At 61.9% G+C, this 22,900-nt stretch carries 23 protein-coding genes and 1 pseudogene; 7 read left to right on the forward strand and 17 right to left on the reverse strand.

Features of this window, described 5'->3' with window-relative positions; all coding sequences use genetic code 11:
- Nucleotides 1-88: 88 nt before the first annotated feature.
- The gene (tldD, locus tag NKH89_RS05075) at nt 89-1,501 is read left to right on the forward strand and encodes a metalloprotease TldD (protein WP_023716917.1); all 1,413 of its coding nucleotides are present in this window, start codon (nt 89-91) and stop codon (nt 1,499-1,501) included.
- 66 nt (nt 1,502-1,567) lie between these two features.
- Nucleotides 1,568-2,274 (forward strand): annotated as a pseudogene (locus NKH89_RS05080) (NAD-dependent deacylase).
- Between the two features lie 249 nt (nt 2,275-2,523).
- Here NKH89_RS05080 and NKH89_RS05085 read toward each other — a convergent pair.
- The 4 genes from NKH89_RS05085 to NKH89_RS05100 form a co-directional block, all read right to left on the reverse strand.
- Nucleotides 2,524-3,057 carry an RES family NAD+ phosphorylase gene (locus NKH89_RS05085; RefSeq protein WP_502895932.1) on the reverse strand — a complete coding sequence of 178 codons (534 nt, stop codon included), beginning with the start codon at nt 3,055-3,057 and terminating at the stop codon, nt 2,524-2,526.
- Nucleotides 3,023-3,394, reverse strand: coding sequence for an antitoxin Xre/MbcA/ParS toxin-binding domain-containing protein (locus tag NKH89_RS05090; RefSeq protein WP_023716914.1), 372 nt, complete (start codon nt 3,392-3,394; stop codon nt 3,023-3,025). The genes NKH89_RS05085 and NKH89_RS05090 overlap by 35 nt, the downstream gene beginning before the upstream one ends.
- A 75-nt stretch (nt 3,395-3,469) precedes the next feature.
- Nucleotides 3,470-4,711 (reverse strand): class I SAM-dependent RNA methyltransferase, encoded by a 1,242-nt coding sequence (locus tag NKH89_RS05095; protein ID WP_023716913.1) that lies wholly within the window; start codon nt 4,709-4,711, stop codon nt 3,470-3,472.
- The gene (locus NKH89_RS05100; protein ID WP_023716912.1) at nt 4,708-5,517 is read right to left on the reverse strand and encodes a TlyA family RNA methyltransferase; all 810 of its coding nucleotides are present in this window, start codon (nt 5,515-5,517) and stop codon (nt 4,708-4,710) included. The genes NKH89_RS05095 and NKH89_RS05100 overlap by 4 nt, the downstream gene beginning before the upstream one ends.
- A gap of 174 nt (nt 5,518-5,691) precedes the next feature.
- Here NKH89_RS05100 and NKH89_RS05105 point away from each other — a divergent pair, with 174 nt between their 5' ends.
- Complete coding sequence (locus NKH89_RS05105) at nt 5,692-6,093, forward strand: GFA family protein (protein WP_352494381.1); 402 nt, start codon at nt 5,692-5,694, stop codon at nt 6,091-6,093.
- A gap of 3 nt (nt 6,094-6,096) precedes the next feature.
- On the opposite strand, the gene NKH89_RS05110 is transcribed toward NKH89_RS05105, so the two are convergent.
- The 7 genes from NKH89_RS05110 to NKH89_RS05140 form a co-directional block, all read right to left on the reverse strand.
- A complete protein-coding gene (locus NKH89_RS05110; protein ID WP_023716911.1) occupies nt 6,097-6,390 on the reverse strand; it encodes a hypothetical protein in 294 nt (97 codons plus the stop codon).
- Between the two features lie 206 nt (nt 6,391-6,596).
- Entirely contained in the window at nt 6,597-8,510 is a 1,914-nt protein-coding gene (gene dxs, locus NKH89_RS05115) for a 1-deoxy-D-xylulose-5-phosphate synthase (protein ID WP_023716910.1), read from the reverse strand.
- 81 nt (nt 8,511-8,591) lie between these two features.
- Nucleotides 8,592-9,512, reverse strand: a complete 921-nt coding sequence (locus tag NKH89_RS05120; protein ID WP_352483716.1) for a pirin family protein — start codon at nt 9,510-9,512, stop codon at nt 8,592-8,594.
- A 9-nt stretch (nt 9,513-9,521) separates the two neighbouring features.
- Nucleotides 9,522-9,788: a DUF2277 domain-containing protein gene (locus NKH89_RS05125; protein ID WP_352908463.1), complete on the reverse strand. Its 267-nt coding sequence runs from the start codon at nt 9,786-9,788 to the stop codon at nt 9,522-9,524.
- Between the two features lie 107 nt (nt 9,789-9,895).
- A complete protein-coding gene (locus NKH89_RS05130) occupies nt 9,896-10,147 on the reverse strand; it encodes an exodeoxyribonuclease VII small subunit (RefSeq protein ID WP_023716907.1) in 252 nt (83 codons plus the stop codon).
- Nucleotides 10,148-10,150: 3 nt separating this feature from the next.
- Entirely contained in the window at nt 10,151-11,077 is a 927-nt protein-coding gene (locus NKH89_RS05135; RefSeq protein WP_352483717.1) for a histone deacetylase family protein, read from the reverse strand.
- Between the two features lie 131 nt (nt 11,078-11,208).
- Complete coding sequence (locus NKH89_RS05140; protein ID WP_352483718.1) at nt 11,209-11,862, reverse strand: TetR/AcrR family transcriptional regulator; 654 nt, start codon at nt 11,860-11,862, stop codon at nt 11,209-11,211.
- 118 nt (nt 11,863-11,980) lie between these two features.
- Between NKH89_RS05140 and NKH89_RS05145 the strand changes: the two genes are divergently transcribed.
- Entirely contained in the window at nt 11,981-13,204 is a 1,224-nt protein-coding gene (locus NKH89_RS05145; RefSeq protein ID WP_352483719.1) for an MFS transporter, read from the forward strand.
- A 58-nt stretch (nt 13,205-13,262) separates the two neighbouring features.
- Here NKH89_RS05145 and ribB read toward each other — a convergent pair whose 3' ends face one another.
- Nucleotides 13,263-14,363 (reverse strand): 3,4-dihydroxy-2-butanone-4-phosphate synthase, encoded by a 1,101-nt coding sequence (gene ribB, locus NKH89_RS05150; RefSeq protein WP_023716904.1) that lies wholly within the window; start codon nt 14,361-14,363, stop codon nt 13,263-13,265.
- Between the two features lie 98 nt (nt 14,364-14,461).
- Nucleotides 14,462-15,571 (reverse strand): chorismate synthase, encoded by a 1,110-nt coding sequence (aroC, locus tag NKH89_RS05155; protein ID WP_352483721.1) that lies wholly within the window; start codon nt 15,569-15,571, stop codon nt 14,462-14,464.
- Nucleotides 15,572-15,608: 37 nt separating this feature from the next.
- Here aroC and NKH89_RS05160 point away from each other — a divergent pair, with 37 nt between their 5' ends.
- On the forward strand, nt 15,609-15,833 hold the full coding sequence (locus NKH89_RS05160; protein WP_352494383.1) for a hypothetical protein: 225 nt from the start codon (nt 15,609-15,611) through the stop codon (nt 15,831-15,833).
- 15 nt (nt 15,834-15,848) lie between these two features.
- Nucleotides 15,849-16,112, forward strand: a complete 264-nt coding sequence (locus NKH89_RS05165; protein ID WP_023716902.1) for a DUF1344 domain-containing protein — start codon at nt 15,849-15,851, stop codon at nt 16,110-16,112.
- Between the two features lie 86 nt (nt 16,113-16,198).
- Here NKH89_RS05165 and NKH89_RS05170 read toward each other — a convergent pair whose 3' ends face one another.
- Nucleotides 16,199-17,866, reverse strand: coding sequence for a hypothetical protein (locus NKH89_RS05170; protein WP_156948000.1), 1,668 nt, complete (start codon nt 17,864-17,866; stop codon nt 16,199-16,201).
- 214 nt (nt 17,867-18,080) lie between these two features.
- On the opposite strand from NKH89_RS05170, the gene NKH89_RS05175 reads away from it, so the two are divergent.
- Entirely contained in the window at nt 18,081-18,548 is a 468-nt protein-coding gene (locus NKH89_RS05175) for a hypothetical protein (protein ID WP_031193363.1), read from the forward strand.
- A gap of 22 nt (nt 18,549-18,570) precedes the next feature.
- Here the strand turns inward: NKH89_RS05175 and NKH89_RS05180 are convergent, their stop codons facing one another.
- The 3 genes from NKH89_RS05180 to NKH89_RS05190 all read right to left on the reverse strand — a co-directional run bounded on the left by NKH89_RS05180 (nt 18,571) and on the right by NKH89_RS05190 (nt 22,729).
- Nucleotides 18,571-20,613 carry an AfsR/SARP family transcriptional regulator gene (locus tag NKH89_RS05180; RefSeq protein ID WP_084642385.1) on the reverse strand — a complete coding sequence of 681 codons (2,043 nt, stop codon included), beginning with the start codon at nt 20,611-20,613 and terminating at the stop codon, nt 18,571-18,573.
- Nucleotides 20,614-20,637: 24 nt separating this feature from the next.
- Nucleotides 20,638-21,849: a YcaO-like family protein gene (locus NKH89_RS05185; RefSeq protein ID WP_198030448.1), complete on the reverse strand. Its 1,212-nt coding sequence runs from the start codon at nt 21,847-21,849 to the stop codon at nt 20,638-20,640.
- 169 nt (nt 21,850-22,018) lie between these two features.
- Complete coding sequence (locus tag NKH89_RS05190) at nt 22,019-22,729, reverse strand: N-acetylmuramoyl-L-alanine amidase (RefSeq protein WP_023716896.1); 711 nt, start codon at nt 22,727-22,729, stop codon at nt 22,019-22,021.
- Nucleotides 22,730-22,900 lie beyond the last annotated feature (171 nt).

Genomic DNA, 22,900 nt, shown 5'->3' on the forward strand with positions numbered 1-22,900 from the left:
GCGGTCACGGCAAATCTCATTTCAGATTGTCTGTGCAGGCCTTCGCGCCTACATCGTGGGAAACAATCCTCCTGCGAATGGACCTGCCATGAACAGCCTGATCGGCCAATTCGACATTTCCGACGATCGCATCAAGCAGATCGTCGCCGAGACCATCAACGGCGCCGACGACGGCGAACTGTTTCTCGAATACAGCGAAAGCGAAGCGCTGATGTTCGACAATGGCAAGCTGAAGACCGCGAATTTCAACACCGACCAGGGTTTCGGCCTGCGCGCCGTCGCTGGCGAGGCCAGCGGCTACGCCCATTCCAGTGATCTCTCCGAAGCCTCGCTGCGGCGCGCCGCCGATGCCGTTTCGACGGTGAAGAGCGGCTATTCCGGCACGCTTGCCGCAGCGCCCGTCCGCACCAACCGCCATCTCTACGGCGACGGAAACCCGATCCCCTCGCCTTCCTTCGAGACCAAGGCCAAGTTGCTTCAGGAAATCGATGCATGGCTGCGGGCCGAAGATCCGCGCGTCAGGCAGGTGACGGCGTCGCTCGCCGCCTCCTGGCAGCATGTCGAGATCGTGCGCGCCGATGGCCAGATGGTCCGCGACATCCGCCCGCTGGTCAGGATCAACGTATCGGTGGTGGTCGGCGACGGCGACCGCCAGGAGAGCGGCTCCTACGGCATGGGAGGCCGCAAGGATTTTGGCGAATTCCTGGTCGAGGACAGCTGGCGGCACGCGGCCAAGGAGGCACTGCGGCAGGCGCTCGTCAATCTCGAAGCGGTTCCAGCACCTGCCGGCACTTTCGACATCGTGCTGTCGAGCGGCTGGCCGGGCGTCATGTTGCACGAGGCCGTCGGCCACGGGCTGGAAGGCGATTTCAACCGCAAAAAGACGTCGGCCTTTGCCGGCCTGCTTGGCCAGCAGGTGGCGGCGAAAGGCGTCACCGTCGTTGACGACGGCACCATGCCCGAGCGGCGAGGTTCGCTGACCGTCGACGACGAAGGCACGCCTTCGGCCCATAACGTGCTGATCGATGATGGCAAGCTGGTCGGCTACATGCAGGACCGCCAGAATGCACGGCTGATGGGCATGAAGGCCACCGGCAACGGGCGGCGCCAAGGTTACGCGCATGAGCCGATGCCGCGCATGACCAACACCTACATGACGGCAGGCGACATGGAGCCGGAGGAAATCATAGCCTCGGTCAAGAACGGCATCTATGCCGTGTCGTTCGGTGGCGGCCAGGTCGACATCACTTCGGGCAAGTTCGTGTTCGGCTGCACCGAGGCCTACATGATCGAGAACGGCAAGGTGACGCAACCGATCAAGGGCGCCATGCTGATCGGCAATGGGCCGGATGCCATGCATCGGGTTTCGATGGTCGGCAACGACATGAAGCTCGACACCGGCATCGGCATGTGCGGCAAGGCCGGACAGGGCGTGCCGGTCGGCGTCGGCCAGCCGCATCTCAGGATGAACCAGATGACGGTCGGCGGCACCAGGGTTTGATGCGGCTGCCGCCTTCCGGTAACATCGCCTTCCAAATCATGTTTCCGGATGCCGGTGTCTTCGACCATGTCCAAAGCCAAAATCGTCATCCTGACAGGCGCCGGCATTTCGGCGGAATCGGGCGTCGCCACGTTCCGGGATCCCGACGGGGTCTGGGCGAAATACGACCTGCAGGACGTGGCCACGCCGCAAGGTTTTGCGCGCGACCCCGTAAAGGTGCAGGATTTCTACAATATGCGCCGGCGGCAGATGGGCAGCGTCGAGCCGAATGCGGCGCACGCCGCGCTGGCCAAGCTCGAGCAGAAATTCCCAGGCGACGTCCTCGTCGTCACGCAGAATATCGACGACCTGCATGAGCGCGCCGGTTCGCGCAAACTGATCCATATGCATGGAGAACTGGGCCATGCCCTTTGCCTGAGCTGCGGGCAAAGCAGCACCTGGGCCGACGACATCGCTGCCCATTCGGCCTGTCCAGCGTGTGGCGCAAAAGGTCAATTGAGGCCTGACGTGGTCTGGTTCGGCGAAAATGCCTTACCGCATGGAGGAGGTCGGCGAGGCGCTGACGCGCTGCGACCTATTCGTGGCCATCGGCACCAGCGGGAGTGTCTACCCGGCAGCAGGTTTCGTGGAGGAGGCACGCGGCCGGAGCCGTAACAGCCGAACTCAATCTGAAATGCGCCGGCTGGGCCTCCCGTTTCGACGAGCAGCTGGAAGGGCCGGCGACACAAGTGGTGCCCGCCTTCGTCGAGCGCGTCCTTTCAGGCGCAGGCTAGCACCGTCTGGCTATGCAGCCTTGAATTCAGCGCGCGATCAGCATCTTTGTTATGTCGGGAGAGGAAACTGTGATCGCTGCCGGAGAAAAGCTAGAAGTCACCAGTTCGACCGACGATCAAGTCGCACTGCCTGTTCCAGTCTTGCCTTTAACACGGCCATAGGACGTATTTGGATCCCTGCCCCACATAGGCAAGCCGAAGACGTTGGAAGAGATGGAGGCGGGTGTGCCCGCCGCAGCTCGAACTGCCCTAAAGCCATGATGCCGCTGTTTTCGGCAGGCGATGGTCGGGATCGATGATTTCAAGATCCGGAGCATCGTTTTCGTTCCAGCGCCACAGCGCGACGCATGTGCCGCCAGGCGACATGAAGGACGGGTAGATCACGCCGTGCAGCCCGTCGCCAAGCAAGCGGTCTCTCAGTTGGTGCGTCTCGGGCACAAAGCCTCCATCCACGATGTCACGCCATTCGCACCGGTGAATGTCGGCCGTTACACCGAGCTTCGACAGCGTATCAGCCTCTGTCAGGTCGGCCAGCCGGGCGCCTGACAGTTTCAATTGTGCAATCAGCGCCGGGTGCTGGACAAAACCCTGATTGTACTCGGCCCAAGCCGTGGACAGTTCCCGGGCGGCGTAGATCGCCGGCGTGCCAATCGGATTCCAGCGGCCGCCGAAGCGGGCCGCGCCCTCACCGGAAAGCGGCAGATGGGCCCAGCGCGGCACAAAAGCGCGCCATAGAGTCAGCCTGGGTTCAGGCATAGATGCCGGAGCGGACTGCCTCCAGATAGGCAAGCACCTTGTCAGTCTTGCCTTCGCGAACGAGATCGTAGGCGGTCTTTCCCGCCCAGCCGGGGATCGGCTGATGTTTGAACCAGATCGCGGCACGCTGTTCATCACCGGCCATCTCGCCGGCCATCGCCAGGATGCGGACGATGGGACTCAATGCGGCGTCGACCTTGCGCGCACCGGACTTGGCGGCAAGCGTGTTGCGCGCGAGACCGGTCAGGCCGGCCAGTTCAGTCATATTGACCCCTAGCAGTGCGGCTACCCGCCTCGGCGAGAGAAACGGCGCCCGCTCCTCGCCGAAGCGCGATGCCGAATTTTCAAAGGCTGCGGTGCTCATGGCAATTTCCTAGCCCAGTTTGAACGACGTACACTCAAAATGTGCTTTTTTGGTGCGCATTTCAAGCCCTAGCTGCTAGCGCCTTCGTCTCGGCTTCTCCAACAGCGCGACGGCCTCGACATGCGGCGACCACAGGAACTGGTCGATCGGGATTACGCTCTTCAAGGCGTAACCGCCATCGAGGAGGATGCGAAGATCCCGCGCCAGCGTCACCGGATTGCAGGACACCGCGGCGACGAGCGGCACGTCGGAGCGCGCGATCTGCTTCGACTGGTCCTCGGCGCCGGCGCGGGGCGGGTCGAAGACTACGCCGTCAAAGGCATTCAACTCCTTGAATGTGAGCGGCCGCCGGAACAGGTCGCGACGTTCGCCGGTCACCCGCTTCAGGCCGCTGGCGAAACGGAAGGCCCGGTCAAGCGCCGAGAGTGCTGCCGCATCGCCTTCCACCGCATGAACCTCCGATCTTGAGGCCAGACGCAGTGCGAAGCTTCCGCAGCCGGCGAAGAGATCGGCGACCTTTTTGGCGCGCGCGAGATGCTGGCCGACAATGTCGGCCATCGCTTCTTCGGCGGCCTCGGTCGCCTGCAGGAAAGCGCCCGGCGGCACTGCGACAGCGACGCCACCAAACAGGACGACCGGTTTCTTTGGTTCGATAATGATCTCGCCGTCGACCGACAGCCTGGCTAGCCTCTCGGCAATGACAAAGTTCGAGGCGACGCGGCGCTGGTTCTCGCCGAGCTTACCGGAATCGTGAACCGCGACATCGAGGCCGGAACCGGTCACCGTCACCGCCATGTGGAACGATTTGGTCGTGGTGCAGATCAGTCCGGCAAGCATCCTCAAACGGTCGAGCGCAGCGACGATCTGCGGCAGCGAGATCGGGCATTCCTCGATGGAGATAATTTCGGACGACAGCGCGCGAACGAAGCCGAACTGCATTCCCGCCTCGCTCCGCCGGGCAGTGAAGACGACGCGGCGGCGCGTGTGCGGCGCGCACGGCACCAGCGGGCCGACATCGCAGGCGATGCCCTTGCTCTTCAGCGCATGCACGACCCTTTCGCGCTTCCATTGGTGATAGGCTTCAGTCTCGAGATGCTGGACGGCGCAGCCGCCGCATTCGCCGAAATGGCGGCACGGCGGATCGACTCGCAGCGGCGAGGCCTCAAGCACCGACATCAAGGTAGCGCGATCTTTCTCCCGCCCGGCGGTGACGACCTCTCCCGGCAGCGTAAACGGAATGAAAACCTCGCCGGTCTCGGTCTCGGCGATGCCGTCGCCCTGCGAGCCCAATTTTGCGATTGTGAAACGCGTGGTCATCGCTTCTCAATCCCGGCCCGCCCGATCTTGGCAGGCTTGGTCGCGACGGCCTTGATGCCGCCGAGCAGGAACTCGCGGTTGCCGTCGCCGCCCTCTATCGGCGACAGATGAAGTCCCAACGAGCGCCAGCCGGGAATGGCATCGAGCCAGTCCTGCATCAGGCCGGCAATGCGCGCCGCATCATAGGGGTCCTTCAGCAGGCCGCCCTTGCCGATCGCCTCGCGGCCGGCCTCGAATTGCGGCTTGACCAGAAACACGGCTTTTGCGCCGTTCCTGGCCAAGGCAAGCGCCGGCGGCAGCGCCAGTTTCAGCGATATGAAGCTGACATCCGAGACGATGAAATCCGGCACACGGCCGCCGAGATCGGCGGCCGACAGTTCGCGCGCATTCAGGCCTTCAATCACCGTCACGCGCGGATCGCCGGCAATGTCGGAGTGGATCTGGCCGTGCCCGACATCGATCGCCGTGACATGCGCCGCGCCGCGTTCGAGAAGTACCTGCGTGAAGCCGCCGGTCGAGGCGCCGACATCGAGCGCTTCGCTACCGGTGGGGTTGAGGCCGAAATGGTCGAGACCAGCCTTCAGCTTCAGTGCGGCGCGCGAGACGTAACCTTGCGCCGGATCGTCAACGACGATGTTGCACTCAGGCAGAACGGCCTGGCCCGGCTTGTGGGCGACGATGCCGTCGACCGTCACGGTGCCGCGCGCCACCGCATCGCGAGCACGCGAGCGGCTGGCAAACAGGCCGCGCTGGACGAGTAATTCGTCGAGCCGCTGGCGAATGCTGGCTGGCGGAAGGGAAGTCATCGGCCTTCATGGCGAATGCCAACGATGATGGCAAGGATATTGGCGATGAGACAAGGCATAGTTGGAAAAGCGGGTGAACTCATCAGCCGCTCCGCTGTTTGTCGAACCTCGCACGACACCCGACGCAATGCTAAGAAGAGATGCCGTTTAGCCGTCGAAACGTGGAGGAGGAACATGCTGACGGGAACCTGCCACTGCGGCGCAGCCCACTGGACCCTGGAGGGCGATCCCGGTTCGATCACTGCCTGCAACTGTACGCTTTGCCGTCGCTACGGCACGCTCTGGGCGTATGACTATGTCGACGAACGCATCCGCCTTGCGGGGCCCGTGAGTGCCTATACGCGCGTTGGAAGGGCTCACCCTTCGCTTGAGATTCTCTTCTGTCCAACGTGCGCTTGCGTCCTGGCCTGGCGCGGATTGCGTGCCGATACCGCCGGTCGCCACCGCATCGCCGTCAATATGAGGCTTGCGCCGCCGGAGGCTGTCGCCGACCTCCCGATCGATCATTTCGACGGTCTCGACACATTCGAGGATTTGCCGAGGGATGGTCGCTGTGTGCGGGATATGTGGTTCTAGTTTCTAGAATATGGTCCGCGAAACCCGCCGTTCAACGGCCGGCGTCAGACCGTCGCTGCTGTCGCCGGACACCTGCGGGCGCGGCCGGTCAACGGAAATGGACGCCTTCGGCAAGGTATCTGGCACGACGACGAATTGCGGCGCCTCCTTGTAGGAGAAGCCGCCACGGATTTGGCCGATCTTGCCGGCGACGATGCCCATCACCGCCTCTTCGAGTTTGCGGTCGTAGCGCGTTTCGGCCACGGCCGACGCGGCGAAGATGGCCGTTAGCGCGATGCCGCCCAAAAGCGATCTCATTGGTCTTCTTTCCCCTGCCGGTCGCTTTCTAGCAGGGCGGCGTTGAAAAACGGCCAAAGGACACGGCAAGCAAATCGCCAAATGGCAGCGTAAACAGTATCTTACGACTGTTCGCCGGTAATTTGATTCAAGCAGTTGAGATTTTGATTCAGACTGGCATTTGCAGCCAAGCAGAATCTTTTGGCGTTGCAGAAACGCGGAAACAACTAGGCGCGCTGGGCCTGCGCGGTATGCCCCAACGCCACGAACACTGTGCGCACGATGCCGGCGCTGTCCAGCCCGGCATCGGCATACATCTTTTCCGGCTTGGCATGGTCGACGAAAGTGTCGGGCAGCACCAGCGGGCGCACCTTCAGGCCGCTCTCCAGCAGCCCTTCGTGGGCCAGGAACTGCAGCACATGGCTGGCGAAGCCGCCGACCGCGCCCTCTTCCACCGTCACCAGTATCTCGTGCGAACGGGCCAGCCGCCGGATCAGATCCTCGTCGAGCGGCTTGGCAAAACGGGCATCGGCGACCGTGGTCGAAAGCCCCGCCGCGCCAAGCTCCTCGGCCGCGGCCAGGCAATCCTGCAGCCTGGTGCCGAAGGAAAGCAGCGCAACCTTGGTGCCTTCCCTGACGATCCGGCCCTTGCCGATCTCCAATACCGAGCCGCGCTGCGGCATCTCGACGCCAACGCCGTTGCCGCGCGGATAGCGGAAGGCGATCGGGCCGTCATCGTAGCTTGCAGCGGTGCGTACCATGTGGCGCAGCTCGGCCTCATCGGCCGCCGCCATGACGACGAAACCGGGCAGCGTCGCCAGGAAGGTGGTGTCGAAAGCGCCGCAATGGGTGGCACCATCGGCGCCGACGAAGCCGGCGCGGTCGATCGGAAAGCGCACCGGCAATTTCTGGATCGCCACGTCGTGGACGACCTGGTCGTAGGCGCGCTGCAGGAAGGTCGAGTAGATCGCCGCGAAAGGCTTGAAGCCTTCCGTGGCAAGGCCGGCGGCGAAGGTCACCGCATGCTGCTCGGCAATGCCGACATCGAAGGTCCTCGCCGGAAACGCTTCGCCGAAGAGGTCAAGCCCGGTGCCGTTCGGCATGGCGGCGGTGATGGCGACGATGCGGTCGTCCTCTCGGGCCTCCTGGATCAGACTGTCGGCAAACACCTTGGTGTAGCTCGGCGCGTTGGCGGGCGCCTTGGCCTGGGCGCCGGTAATGACGTCGAATTTGTTGACGCCGTGATATTTGTCGGCGGCCGCCTCGGCCGGGGCGTAGCCCTTGCCCTTCTGGGTCACGACGTGGATCAGCACCGGGCCGTCGGCATTGTCGCGGACGTTCTTCAGCACCGGGATCAGGTGCTCGAGGTTGTGGCCGTCGATTGGGCCGATGTGGTAGAAACCCATTTCCTCGAACAGCGTGCCGCCGGTGACGTAGCCGCGCGCGTGCTCGACCGCCCGCTTGATGGCGCGATCGGCGCGCTCGCCGAGATAGGACGTCAGCTTCTTGCCGAAATCGCGCAACCCCAGATAGGTCTTGCCAGACGCCAGACGGGCCAGATAGGCGCTCATTGCGCCGGTCGGTGGAGCGATCGACATATCGTTGTCGTTCAAGATGACGATTAGCCGGGCATCGAGTGCGCCGGCATTGTTCATCGCCTCATAAGCCATGCCGGCCGACATGGCGCCGTCGCCGATGACGGCAATGACATTGTTGCGGCCATCGGACAGATCGCGCGCCATCGCCATGCCGAGGCCGGCTGAAATCGAGGTCGAGGAGTGGGCTGCGCCGAACGGATCGTATTCGCTCTCGACGCGACGGGTGAAACCGGACAGCCCCCCCTCCTGCCGCAGCGTGCGGATGCGGTCGCGGCGGCCGGTCAGGATCTTGTGCGGATAGGCCTGGTGGCCGACGTCCCAGATCAGCCGATCGTCCGGCGTGTTGAAGACGTAGTGCAGCGCGACGGTCAACTCGACCACGCCAAGGCCGGCGCCGAGATGCCCGCCGGTGTGGGAGACGACGTCGATCAGTTCGGCGCGAAGCTCGGAAGCCAGCTGCGGCAGGTCGCCTTCGGCAAGCGTGCGCAAATCGGCCGGGACGCGGACCTTGTCGAGAAGCGGCGTATCGGGCTTTGCGTTCACTGTTTGCGAGCCTGGTCAGATTTTCTGTTCATCGTGAAATATGCCGCTGGCCGGCGAATGTAAATGTGGCGGTAACGCGCATCAGCTTTCGGGCAGCGGGATGAACTCTTGCTCGTCTCCGGGAACGATATCGAAGCGGCCCGTCTTCCATTCTTCTTTCGCCTGTTCGATGCGTTCCTTTGAGGACGATACGAAATTCCACCAGATATAACGTTTCGAACCGAGCGAAGCGCCGCCAAACAGCATGAAATGGGCGCCGCTCTCCGATAAAACAACGATCTCATCGCCGGGCCGGAAAACCAGCAGCCGCTCGGCCGGGAAGCGGTCACCGGATATCGAAACCTCGCCTTCCAGCGTATAGATGGCGCGCTCCTCGGCATCGGCCGGGATCTTCACGCTGGCACCCGGCGCCAGCCTGAGATCGGCGTACAGTGTGTCCGAAGCGGTCGCAACCGGGGAGCGCATTCCGGAAAACGCACCGATGACGATATGGCCGCTGACCCCCTCGGCATCGATTTCGGGCAGGCGCAGCGCCGCGGTGTTTTCGAAGATCGGCGCGACCTCCTCCTTGCCGTCCGGCAGCGCCAACCATGTCTGCAGGCCGGAAACCGACATCGGCGCGCCGCGCAGTTCTTCTGGCGTGCGCTCCGAATGGACGATGCCGCGGCCGGCGGTCATCAGATTCACGTCGCCGGGCTGGATCACCATCTCGGTGCCGAGCGAATCACGGTGCCTGATCTTGCCGTCGAACAGGTAAGTCACCGTCGACAGTCCGATATGCGGATGTGGACGGACGTCGAGCGCCTGGCCGGCCCGAAGAACTGCCGGACCCATACGATCGAAGAAGATGAAAGGTCCGACCAGCCGGCGCCTGGCCGTCGGCAAGGCGCGGCGAACCTGAAATCCGCCAATATCCTTGGCGTTCGGAATGACCATCAGCTCGATCTGATCGCTGGCGAAGGCATCGCCCATCTGCGGATCGTTTCCGGGAAAGAAGCTCACGCGGTCCCCTCAGGCGAAGCGAAGTGCAGATTTGGCCTTCGCCTTGGCCGCCACCTCTTCGCGATTGCGCGGATGCTGCGTCGTCTCGAGGCTGTCGAGCAATTCGCGCGCCGAGGCGGCAATGGCCTCGACGGCATGGTCGAACGCATGCTGGTTCTGTTTTGACGGTCGCGTCGTTCCGCTCAGCTTGCGGACAAACTGAAGTGCGGCATCGCAGACCTCGTCATTGGTTGCCGGCGGATCGAAATTGAACAGGGTTTTGATGTTTCTGCACATCGTTCGCAATCTCCTCTCGTCCTGGAGCCGTTTCAAACGGGATGAGTTTTATCCTCAATCATGGTGATGTCCAAAGCCGGCAAGCACAATCGTCGTTCGAGGCCGCCTCAATCCGCGTCCAACGGCTCTGTCCCCACCGGCTTGCCGTCACGCGACAGCCTGATTTTCTCGACCTTGTCCTCGGCCGCCTTCAACAGCCGGTCGCAATGGGCCTTCAGCGCCTCGCCGCGCTCGTAGATGCGGATCGACTGGTCGAGCGGCACGTCGCCGCGCTCCAGATCGTCGACGATCCTCTCTAGCGCGTCGAGCGCCTGCTCGAAGCTCATCGCCTTGACGTCCTCGTTGATCTCACCAGCCATCGTCTATCCCTTCATCAGCCGCCCGACATGGGCGGCGACTGAAAATGCCAATCCCTGCAGATCGTAGCCGCCCTCGAGCAGGCTGACGACCCGATTGCCGCTAAGGCGCCCGGCGCGTTCGAGCAACTGACCGGTCGCCCAGTCGAAATCATCCTCGGTCAGGTTGATCTCGGCCAGCGGATCGCGGTGGTGGGCGTCGAAACCGGCGGAGATGATGATAAGATCGGGCACAAAATTGTCGAGCGCCGGCAGGATGCGCGACAGAAAGGCGTCGCGGAAAACATCGCTGCCGCTCTGCGGCGCCAGCGGCGCGTTGACGATGTTGCCGGCGCCGGTTTCGCTCACGGCCCCGGTGCCGGGGTAAAGCGGCATCTGGTGCGTCGAGCAATAGAGCACGGACGGATCGTCCCAGAAGATGTCCTGCGTGCCGTTGCCATGATGCACATCCCAGTCGACGACGGCAACGCGGTCGGCGCCATGGTTCTTCTGCGCGTAGCGTGCCGCGATCGCCGCGGTGTTGAACAGGCAAAAACCCATGGAGGTGGTCTTTTCGGCATGATGGCCAGGCGGCCGTGCGGCGACGAAGACATTGTCGGCACGGCCGGTGAAGACGTCGTCAACAGCAGCGTTGGCAGCCCCGATCGCAGTCACGGCCGCCTGCCAGCTCTTTGGGCTGGCGGTGGTATCGGCGTCGATACGGGCGATGCCGGTGTCCGGTATCGCTGTGCGGACACGTTCGACGAATTCGGGCGGATGCGCGTAAAGGATGGTTGCCTCGTCGCCTTCCGGCGCCTGGACGCGATCGAGCGCCGCGAAGGCCTCGTCGTCAAGCACACGCTCTATGGCGCGCAAACGGTCCGGCCGCTCCGGGTGACCGGGCGGGGTTATGTGCTCGAGGAAAATCGGATGGGTGTAAAGTCTCGTGACCATGCCCCGATATAGGCGCGCCTCGACGCTTTGGCCATGTTTTAGCGTCTCGCTGGTGTGATGTTCAACAGGGTTTAAGCGGGCGGGGCCGGCTGGTTCCAGCGCGAGCCGCCAGATTGCTGGAAAGAACAACCTCAGGCCGGTGACTGGTCAATCTCGGGGTGCATCGACGATAGTCGATCAGGCTGGTGCAGCCTGCCGGTGAGATTGAGCAGCCCTTCCAGAAGAACCTTGAACGCCTTCACTGCCTTCTTCGACGTCGCTTCGGGATCGTTCGAATTTGCGATCCACTGCGCCGCATGCAACGAGGCGCCGCTGACCAGCCTTGCCGCGGCTTCGGGATCGATGGCAAGAATGGTCCCCTCGTCGCTCAGTCTTTGCAGGCTCTCCGTCATCGAGCGGATGCATGTGCTCTGGCTTGGCCATTGCGATGGATCGCCGAGCACCGCCGGGCCGTCGCGAAGCACAATACGCTGGATCTCCGGCTCCAGCGCCATCTCAATATAGGCGGTGCATTCGTCGACAAAGCCCTGCCAGAGATTGTCCGGCTTGGCCGAAACGACCTTCAGCCGGGCCGACATTTCGGCGTCGATCTCGGCGATGACCGCCTGGAGAAGGCCCTTCTTGTCGCCGAAGTGATGATAGAGCGCACCGCGCGTCAGCCCGGCCGATGCCGTGAAATCATCCATCGAGGCTTCGGCATAGCCGAGCGTCCCGAAGGCCTGGCGTGCCGCGGCAATCAGCTTGGCGCGGGTCTCGGCAATCATCTCCTTGCGTGGTCTGTGCATGCTGTGGCCCTATTAACATACGCTTCGTATGCCAATTGACATACGCGGCGTATGATCTATTTAAACTCATACGTTACGTATGTAATCGTCGAACCGTCCGTTGTCGAGGAGCCAGACCATGCAAAATCCCTATACCCAGATCTTTCGCGCGCCTGGCGCCATAGGCTTCGCCGCAGCCGGGTTCGTTGCCCGGCTGCCGATGGCCATGGCTCCGATCGGGATCGTTGCGATGCTGTCACAGACTGATGGCGAATACTGGCTGGCCGGCGCTGTCTCCGCGACATATGCGCTTGCCAACGCTTTCGTCGCGCCACAGGTATCGCGACTGGTGGATCGCCTCGGCCAGACGCGGATTGTGGTGCCGACCACCGTGATTTCCACGCTCGCTTTCGCGATCCTGATTGCGGCGGCCAATCAGCATTGGCCGATATGGACGCTGTTCGTGTCATCGCTGCTGGCTGCTGTCATGCCCAGCATCCCGGCAATGGTGCGCGCGCGCTGGACTGAGATCTTCCGCAACCGTCCCGAGCTGAACACCGCGTTCGCCTTTGAATCGGCGGCGGACGAACTGGTCTACATCGCCGGGGCATCGCTGTCGGTGGGGCTGAGCGTCGCGCTTTTCCCGGAAGCGGGAGTGCTCGCGAGCACATTGTTCCTCGCCCTCGGTTCGACGGCTTTCATCCTGCAGCGTTCGACCGAACCGCGAGCCAGACCGGTGGAACATGGTTCGGGCGGTTCGGCAATCCGCCTGCGGCCTGTCCAGATCCTCACCTTGGCGCTGATCTTCATTGGCGCGACCTTTGCAACCACGGAGGTGAGCACAGTGGCGATCACCAAGGAGCTTGGCCAGCCGGGCGCCGCCAGCTTCGTTATCGGCGTCTACGCGCTCGGATCGTTCGTCGTCGGCATCATTATCGGCGCCCTGAACCTGAAAGTGCCGCTGCAAATTCAACTTGCCATCGCAATCGCCATCATTGCGCTTACCACGCTGCCGCTGCTCGTCGCCGACACCGTGCCGCTGCTGGCACTGGCCGTCTTCGTCAGCGGCGTGGCGATCTCGCCGACCTTCATCACGGCATTCGGTCTGATCGAGCGGCGCGTGCCCGAGGCGGTGCTGACCGAAGGCGTGACCTGGGTGATGACCGGCATTGGCATCGGCATGGCGCTCGGCTCATTCGCCGCCGGCTGGGTGGTGGACGCTTTCGGCGCGCAGAACGGGTTCTGGGTATCGGTGGCGTCGGGCACAATCGCATTGGTCATCGTGCTTGCCGGCCAGCGCAGCCTTGCCGCGCCGGATTGCGACATTGCAGCCTGCGACGCTGCTGCGGTCGCTGCGGAATAGCTTCCGGTGCGTCCGGCCCGAGGCGGGGGCCGGACGCATACCAGCATCGTGAGAACGGTCAAAGAATCTCGGTCTTGGCGATGTGGATGCCAAAACCTTCGAGGCCGACATAATGGCGCTCGCGCGAGGCGATTAGATTGATCGAGGAAATGCCGAGATCCTTGAGGATTTGCGCGCCGAGGCCGATCTCGCGCCATTCGTTCTCGCGCCGGCGCGCCTCTTCATGGTCCTCGCGGTCGCCGGCAGCCGGCCGCTTGCGCTCCTGATGGGCGACGCCGACCGACCCTTCGCGCAGATAGACGATGACGCCGCGCTTGCGCTCACCCATCGCCTTCATGATGGCGTCCAGCCTGTGGCTGGTGCCGAAGACGTCACTCACCACGTCCTCGGAATGAAGGCGCACCGGCACCTCGACGCCGTCGCGGATATCGCCGAAGACGACCGCCACGTGATGCATGGAATCCCAGGGCAGCGTATAGGTAAAGACCTGCGCCTTGCCGCCGGGCGTCTCGATGTCGGAACAGGCGACGCGTTCGACCAGCGTTTCCTTGCGTTGCCGGTAGGCGATGAGGTCGGCAACCGAGATCTGCTTCAACCCGTGCTTTTCGGCGAAGGCCTGCACCTGCGGGCCGCGCATCACGGTGCCGTCATCGTTGACCAGCTCGGAAATGACGCCGACCGGCGGCAGGCCGGCGAGCTTGCAAAGGTCGACAGCGGCTTCGGTATGGCCCGAACGCATCAGTACGCCGCCCTCGCGCGCGATCAGCGGAAAGATGTGGCCGGGGCGCACGAAATCGGACGCGCCGACATTGCCATTGGCGAGATTGCGCACCGTCAGCGTGCGGTCGTCCGCCGAAATGCCAGTCGTGGTGCCGTGCTTGAAGTCGACGCTGACGGTAAAGGCAGTGGTGTGGGCAGAATCATTGTCGGCCACCATCGGCGACAGGTTGAGCCGCTTGGCTTCCTCGCGCGGCATCGGCGTGCAGACGATGCCTGACGTGTTGCGGACGATGAACGCCATCTTTTCCGGCGTGCAATGGACGGCGGCGACGATCAGGTCGCCCTCGTTCTCGCGCCCGTCATCGTCCATGACGACGACGATCTCGCCGCGCTCGAAGGCGCGCAGGGCTTCAACGATCTTCTTCTGGTCGTAAGGCATAAGCGCTCGTTTCACTCGCAGGGGAGTAGGGGAATAGGGCAGTACGGCAGTAGGGAAAAGGAAAAAATTGGCTGCTTGGCGTGCACCAACATACTCCCCTACTCCCCTACTCCCCTCCCTGTCTGTCCCCGATGCCGCAGATAATGATCGGCAATGGCGCAGGCAACCATCGCCTCGCCGATCGGCACGGCGCGGATGCCGACGCATGGATCGTGCCGGCCCTTGGTCATGATCTCGACGTCGTTGCCGTCCTTGTCGATCGACTTTCGCGGCGTCAGGATCGACGAGGTCGGCTTGACGGCGAAACGCGCGACGATCGCCTGGCCGGTCGAGATGCCACCGAGGATGCCACCGGCATTGTTGGACAGGAAGACCGGTTTGCCGTCATTGCCCATGCGCATCTCGTCGGCATTCTCCTCGCCGGTGATGCGGGCGGCCTCGAAACCGTTGCCGATCTCGACGCCCTTGACGGCGTTGATAGACATCAGGCCGGAGGCGATGTCCTGGTCGAGCTTGGCATAGATCGGCGCGCCAAGCCCCGCCGGCACGCCGTCGGCGACGATCTCGATGACCGCACCGACCGAGGAGCCCGCCTTGCGGATACCGTCCAGATATTTGGTGAAGACGGCGACCGACGCCGGATCGGGAGTGAAGAACGGGTTTTCGGCGTCACCGACGAAATTCCAGTTCCAGTTGGCGCGATCGATCGATCTTTCGCCCATCGACACTAGCGCGCCGCGCACCACCATGCCTGGCACGATTTTGCGGGCAAGCGCCCCGGCCGCCACTCGCGCCGCAGTCTCACGCGCCGAGGAGCGACCGCCGCCGCGGTAATCGCGCAGGCCGTATTTGACCTCGTAAGTGTAGTCGGCATGGCCCGGCCGGAACTGGCGGGCGATGTCGCCATAGTCCTTGGAGCGCTGGTCGACATTCTCGATCAGCATCGACACCGGCGTGCCGGTGGTGATCATCGTCTCCCCGTCCTCATCGACAATAAAGCCGGACAGGACCTTGACCTCGTCAGGTTCGCGACGCTGGGTCACAAAACGTGACTGGCCGGGGCGACGCTTGTCAAGTTCGGCCTGGATCTCGTCGCGAGTGAAGCGGATGCCGGGCGGACAGCCATCGACGACGCAGCCCAGCGCCGGCCCGTGGCTTTCGCCCCAGGTGGTGACGCGGAAGAGATGGCCGAACGTGTTGTGCGACATGGAACCAGCCCTGCCGGCGTCGGAGCCGGCCTAGCGCATGACCTCGAAAATCGGCGCGATTTTCGGAAAGGATCATGCGCAAAAAAAATCAAAAGTGCTACAGCGTTCGTTGCGCGCCCAGGAGGACGCGGCGCTGCAGCTTGCCTTCTATTGGCGTTTTCCACAGTGGTCAAACTGTGATCCGGCGGATTTAGTTTTGACACATTCGATTGGTTTCTGCTCAGTTCCGTTCCGTTGGACCGAGCCGCTGTACCGGCAATGATTAAAGAGGACGATGATGCGTATCCTGATTGGCGCTGTTGCCGCCACGCTGTTGATTTCCACCGCCGCCTTCGCCGGCCAGACCGAAGGCCTGATCAAGAAGGTCGACAAGGACGCGCTGACGCTGACGCTGGACGACGGCAAGTCCTACAAGCTGAACGCCGAAACCGATCTCGATGCGCTGAAACCGGGCATGGACATCGTCCTCGCGTATGACGTGACGAATGGCGAGAACGTCGTCACCGACATGGAACTGCCGGACACCGGATCGACCGAGTAGAGTCTTTTGCGAAGCTTCTTACGCGATGCGTGGGGAGCCGCACAGATATCCAACGGGATTCATTCCGCGTGATAGCAGATGGTTTTCTAGCAGTGGGGCAGACCGATCGAGGCTGCTTGCGCATCGTTGCTCATGTCTTCCTTCTTCGGATCGTTTCCCGGCCAGTACACTCCTTTTATATATTTTCCCGCCAGGTACTTCCGCATTACAAATTCCCGATGCGGTAGAAAGACGAACTTCAAAGCATCCGATATTTCGTACTCACCATCCGTTGATTCGGTGGTGACGTGTTTGTTCTCGAAGGAAATTTGCCAACAGACCTCGCGTTTGAAGTCGTCGGTGAAGCCGCCGTTGCCCGTTCTGGAAAACTGATGGCAACCCGCGCAGGAGAGGGACTGAATCCGCTTTCGGATTTGTTCCGCTGTCAGAGTTCTCGTAGCACCACCTTCGATCTCACCAATGAGGTCGGGATGTCCTTCAGCGTCGAGTATTTTCGCGTAGTCGCCGAGTGAACGATCTTCAGCGTTCATTTCCGCCGCGAGCAGGTGCTCGGGCAGGCTTGGCAACAAATGGAAGCTGTTAATGTTGGAATCAAGCAGAGGACCAGGCGCAGAACCATCGGTGCGAATAGACTTTGCCACTAGCTCAACGAGCTTGTTCGTTGCTTCGGGGTCCGGGGAATTTTTGGAAAAAAGAGTGGGCTCAGGGGAACCTGTTGTACGCGTGGGAAGCAGGCGCATCGAAGGCTTGTCGAAACGGTACTCACGGAGCCCCCATTGTCCCCCATGTAGCTTCGAGTTCGTCCGGATCTGACCGGTGCTTGATTCCGACGCGCCGAGATGGTCGACATGCATGGCCGGAGGCAGCTGAAACGTCGTCGGACCGACCGCATCGCCGTCAACAACGCTGCCGTCCTCCGCGAGCGTTATTCCCTCCAGGAAAAACCTGCGCAGCCAAATCGCGACTTCCTCGTCCGAGAACCGCTTTTCCGAAAGGGATAGCCAGAACTTCTGGATTGCCATGCAGCGCTCCGGCTTCCCCCCATTGGGCATGACTGCCTCGAAGGCGATCAGCATCTCGCCGTGGATTCGATCGGGAGCAGCCGGATTTTCCCAATCCGGATGCTTTCCCGCTATGATGCGAAACTCGCCGCAATCGCCGCCAAGCGAATCACGCAGCAGATCGACCCGATTCACGGCGGCAATGATGATGAATGGAGTTTTGCCAACGCCGAACTCCTTGTAGGGATCCTTGTCCTTGAGCATCCCTTCGGCTCGCGAACAGTCGTAGGAAAACGGCGGGCCACCATTCGGCTGCTTCGGCCGCAGTTCTTCGCATTCGTCGCCAGCAGCCGTTTTCCACCAGTTCCGGAACAGCTCGTTTCGGTCGGCGATCTTGCCCCCGCTCGACGCCACGAGTTGGTCCATCACGGCGGTGAAGGAAATTTTGTTCAGAAGGGCCGCCTTTCGCACGAAAAGCGACCGTCCCCACTCGATGGTGGGAGCGGCGCCAGCGTCGCGCCCAGGTGTCGCTTCAGTATTCGTCGAGCTTTTTCCCGCCAACTTGACACCCAAGCCACGCCGCTCCGGATGGTCTTGAAGCGGCGCCTTACCTTCGCCGGCATCGGGCGCACCTGCGGAAGACAACAACACCGCAAGCCCGACCAGCACTCCACGAACCGGCGCGAGCCGGACTGACCACAGTTGGCGAGAAAGTCGTCTCCAAGCAAAACCCAGACGACCAATATCGTTCATGCCGACCATCCCCTCAAAAAGCTTAATACCGTCTTGAGCCCCGATTAGCGGAAAGGAGATATGTTAAAACGTGAAGCCGATTTTGTCTTCTGGCGGTGTCACGTGAAATTTTCACGAAGCTTTCACGCTGACGATGTGAGTTAATCGCCCTTGCGGGTATTTGACGTTAGCGGTCTACTGCCCGTGCGTGAAGACGCTACCAAAGGAGGGAAGCATGCCGGGACCAGATATCGGTTCACCAGATCGAAAATACCCGCCGATTCAGTTCGGTAGACATGGCGACGAGACAGGTGCCATCTTCAAGGATTACGAGGCTGTCGGGAAGAAGTTGGTCGAATGGGCGCAGCAAGACAGAGACTCTTGGCCCACAACCATCGATGAGTTGCGGGAGGCGTTTAAGGACCTCCTGACGATACCGGACGTCTTCAAGACGCTCACGGTGGTACGGGGCGACGACCATATCGAAGGTAACTACGAGTTTCTCCTGCGGTTGCCACCGAAGGGCCAGGTAACGGAGTCGGAGCAGATCGTCAAAGCTAATGTTGAAGACGACGTCTATCCGCTTCCGGCGCTTTACAAGGATTTCGAGCCGGGCGGACGCGACGAGGACAAGCGCGTGATCACTCAGTTGCGCTTTTTCTATGCGCGGGTTGCCGACTATACGATGCGTGGCTGCCGGTGAGCGAAAAACGGTGGGTGGAACGCTAACCAGCCAGGTCGAGCAACCCGGTCGCCAGAATTCCTGAATGTAGCCTCTCCCGGTCCGCCATCAGACGGATCGGGAGGCATTGCCAGAACCATTCGAGCGTGGCTTTCGGCGAAGCAGGACCGTCGCCATGCCAGTTGTCCGCGGTACGGCGGAAGAACGCTGCCGCCTCTTCAAGAGCCGCCTCTTTCAAGCCAAGCTCGGCCAGCGCCGCCGCTTTCAAGCCGCCGACAAAGAAGGTCGCATCCTCGGCAAGATCGGCTGCTTCCACCGCGCCCTCGCTGTTGCCGAAGAGAAAGCGAATACAGGCGTGGTAGGCCCAATGAACGGGTTCGGCGCCATATCCTACCCGCAGCGCCCTTTGTGCGATCTCGTCTGCGAGCGCCTTCTCGCCGCAATAGGCAAGGCCCTGCGCACATGAGATCAGCGTCCAAGGATCGTTGTCGTTCATTTTGAGCGTCAGCCCATAGCAATAGATCGCTTGCTCGTACTTTTCGTTCATAAGATAGGACCAGGCCAGAGTGAGCTTGGTCCGGCTATCCATCGGCGCGAGCTTGGAAGCCATGTTTGCAAGTTTGAGGGCCTCCTGTTCCCGCTTTCTATCCCGCATGAGGCCGGGGAAGATGAGATGTCTGCTGTTGAGGATCTGCGCCAGACTGGCATGAGCGGGCGCGAAATCGGGAGCATTCCGTATGATCGACCGGAATATCCCCTCGGACCGGCTCTCGTCGGCCGGACGCCACCGCGAAAGAAGCTCATTACCACGTAGCCAGCGGTCGTAGATGTCGAGATCCATATCGGCGAGGCCCGCCGTCGTGCTCAAACGCTCTGCCGAGATCTGAACATCGAGCGCTGCGGCCAGGTGCCGGACGATCTGCAGTCTGGCGCGATGCCAGTTGCCGATCTCGATCTCCGAGTTCTCGCTCCACATGTAGTGGCCGTCAGACCTGCGACGCAGCAGCACGGCGATGTGCAATTCACCGTCCTCGCCGGTTGCAGTGGCAAGCAAGTCATAGACCTTGCGGCCGCTTGGCGGGAGAGCATCGTCGGAGGCCGAATGCTCCCTCACCGACCAGTCCCGGAACCGTGTCATGGCTGCGATCAATTCGTGGCGGAAGCCATTGATACGGATGGCATGAACCGCCTCGTGCAAGAATGGATGAACCAGGATCAGTGGGGGTTCAGCGCGCGCCTGAGCGGCGATTCCTACACCGTCGAACAGCTGCGCTGCTGCCGGAACAGCGGGGGCGAGTTGCGGGACGTGGCTGGGAGGCGCGGGAAGAGGTTCCGCCGTCTTTATCTCCGCAACCAGCGCCTGGGTTTGCGGTGACGGCTCCATGTCATAGTCGGTGCCGAGCAATTCCCACAGGTCGTTGTAGATGCGAAGCGCTCCCGCCGTGTCGCCACGTGAGGCACGGCACTGCATGAGGATACGGCAGGCTTCCTCATGCGTCGGGTCCAGATTGTGGATGGCGGTGGCGAACCTCTCCCGCTTGGCATCGTTCTGCTCGCGCCGGGCCTGGTCCTGGAGGAGCTTAACGGCCCTGTCGTGGAGATATTCGCGCTGGACCGAGAGCCACATATCGAAGCTGGGATCAATGTCCCTCAAATTGACGAGAAAGCCCCCGAACAGCCGCTTCTGCGTGATCATCACTTCGGGCACGATATTCTGTTCGAGATCGGCGATGTGGGTCGCCGCGTCGCTTGATACATGGATCGGCTGCAACCAAACATTGTTCCGATCGCAGTCGAATATCTGTATTGGAAACTGCTTCGTGTCCTTCTTTATCCCACTGATTAGCTGACGCAGGGAGGTGCGCGCGGCTTCCTCACTGTTTTCGCCCCACAAAAGGCCGGCGAGGCGCTCCCGGCTTTCAATCATGTTCTTGCAAAATGCGAGGTAGGCAAAGAGCGCCTGTGCCTTACGGCTCTTGAAGGTGCAATTCACGGCGCCATGAGACATACGGAAGATGCCAAGCGTCTCAATACGGAAGCTTGGCGTTTCACTGCTCCGCGATGCTGCCCGGCTATATTGGTCCATGGGACTCTGATTACAGCAAACGCCTTACAGTACCGGAATGTTGAAGTTGATGCACCTACCCACGGAGTCGAATTGCAACACGTCGCCTGGGGGAATCTGCTGCAGGCCTGTGGCAAGAGCGCGGGCGACCGGAATGCCAATGCGATCGCGCGTCAGGTCCACGATAAAGGCCGTACAGTCAGCACGGAGGAGTGCCTGGCGCGTATAGTCGAGGAGGAGTAATTCGTCGCTGCCTTCTAAGGACGAACTCTTCGAGCCGACGGGAGCAGCTTTAAGCTTTGGATGATCGGGGGTGACCCGCTGGCTTCGCGCAATATAGGCGAGGTCATCCTGATTGAGCTTCTCGAAACCGTGCACCTGTTGCTTGGCTCGTACCAGATGATGTCCGATTTCCATCTGCACCATCTCTTTCGTTGCGGCGTGGACAGCATCGGCCATGTTTGGCCGTGCTGCGAAACCGCAAGCGAAATCGCTCCCGTCACGAGAAAACGAAAAGGCAGCGATGACCGGAATGTCAACAGCTGCGCGGATATCGACCCAGCCACACGTCCGGGTCGTCTTTCCCGACCGGTATCGGGAGAGCAGGTCCGGGAGTCCGCTATCCCGCAATACATCTTCGCCAATCGCATGCGCCACCTGGTCGCCGTGCCACCATCTCGCGACGGCATCGCGCTCGACTAGTTCCCATATTGCACGGTTTGCCGCCTCTATAAGGGTTCTTCCCGCCGCGACGCCGTTACCGAGCCTGTACGGCAAAACACCATTGCCGCTTGCGCGGCGGACGCAAAGTTCGCCCGGCAAAGCCACCGGTTCCGATGAGCCGACCTGATGCCCGGCTAGCCACAGGCGCTCGCCTCCGGTTTCGGTGACGCCGGCAAGATAGTGATCGAAGGCATCAATGCGCCGACCGGCCGTTTCGGCCCCAGGATTTCGGTCCTCCGGGTACTCGAGCTGGGAAAGATATTCGGCTGCTTCGCCGATGCAGGCTTCGAATGCCCGCTCGGAACGCCAATCGCAGCCCGCGACTCCGACAGGCTGAAAGTCGCGGAACTCCTCGCCGTGTTCATGGGGATGCGCTTGCGCCACATATATCGCGGCACCAGGTGCGTCCGGATGAGGCAGTCGAGTAATAAGACGAAGCTTCGTCGCCAACCGCGCGATCGCTATCCGATTTTCTCGTGATATCGGATCGAGCTCGTGTGGAGTTTCAAGCGAACCCGAAGCAACCGTGGCCACGTGCCCTCCATCGCTGAGCGCCCCAGCAGAATGCCCGTTGCAGGCTTGCCAACCATATCGGCCAACCGGGCGCCGGATAACCGGCTGCTTGCCTCGACAGACGATGTGGCATCTTCGCGCGTGCAGGTCTAATGCGCAACACGGGCGATCGGTGGGCGGTGCGGCCCGATTAGTCGTCCACAGGCAGCAAATCCCAGCCCGCGCAGCAGGTGGCGACATCGTGCAGGGCGGGCAGCAATTCCATCGGCACCCCAGCGGGGGTACGCAGAGCTGGGTAGGTGTCGCCGGCACCGTCGAGCACGAGATCGCGGAACCGTTTCCACGGAAAGTGGGCACCTGGATCGCTGCATCGATCAGGGTCCAGCAAGGCATGCGATGCGATGTGTTTCAAATTTGGGTACTTCGCCCAACAGTAGCGCACGATTTCAGCGGCAATCTCCACCTGCCAGTCCGAGAATGGCTCCACGACATCGCGGCTCCGCGAATTGACTATCTGGATTGCGAGGCTCCAGTCATCGACTTTGGCCTGGCCAGCGTTCACCGCAGGATACGACCGATGGTCTCGCACGTGGAGGGCGGCGCTTGCCTCCGGCACACAGGCCCATGCGAACTTGCCATGCGGCTCTTCGTCCGTGCCAGGAATCAGCCAATGCCAACTGGCCCTGTGCGCTTTCATGACGGACATGGCGCCCGCCGAACTTAGCCCTGCCGCCGCGTGGATGACCAGCGCCCTGATTCCTTCGATCGGATCGACCGCTCGACGGGACGTCGCATTATACCAGTGATCCCGTACGCCGGGATAATATTCCTCCGGAATTCTGAATGGTGCAGGTCGTCCCGACCTTGGCAAATCAAAGAGAAAAAATCTCGGATCGTTCATCGTCCGTTATCCCAGGGTCGAGACCACCTTTGTCTGCGCCACGCGTGAAGGCAGCGTGATTCCCCCGCTCGCAGCCGTCTGCCGCGCGTCGACTGCCAATCACGTGCTGCTCACGAGCAACTTACGACGACCCGGTTCAAATCGGTGCATATCCCGATCTGGAGGCGAACC

Origin of the sequence: Mesorhizobium sp. M0923 (assembly GCF_040319365.1) — a bacterium.
Taxonomy (GTDB): Bacteria; Pseudomonadota; Alphaproteobacteria; order Rhizobiales; family Rhizobiaceae; genus Mesorhizobium.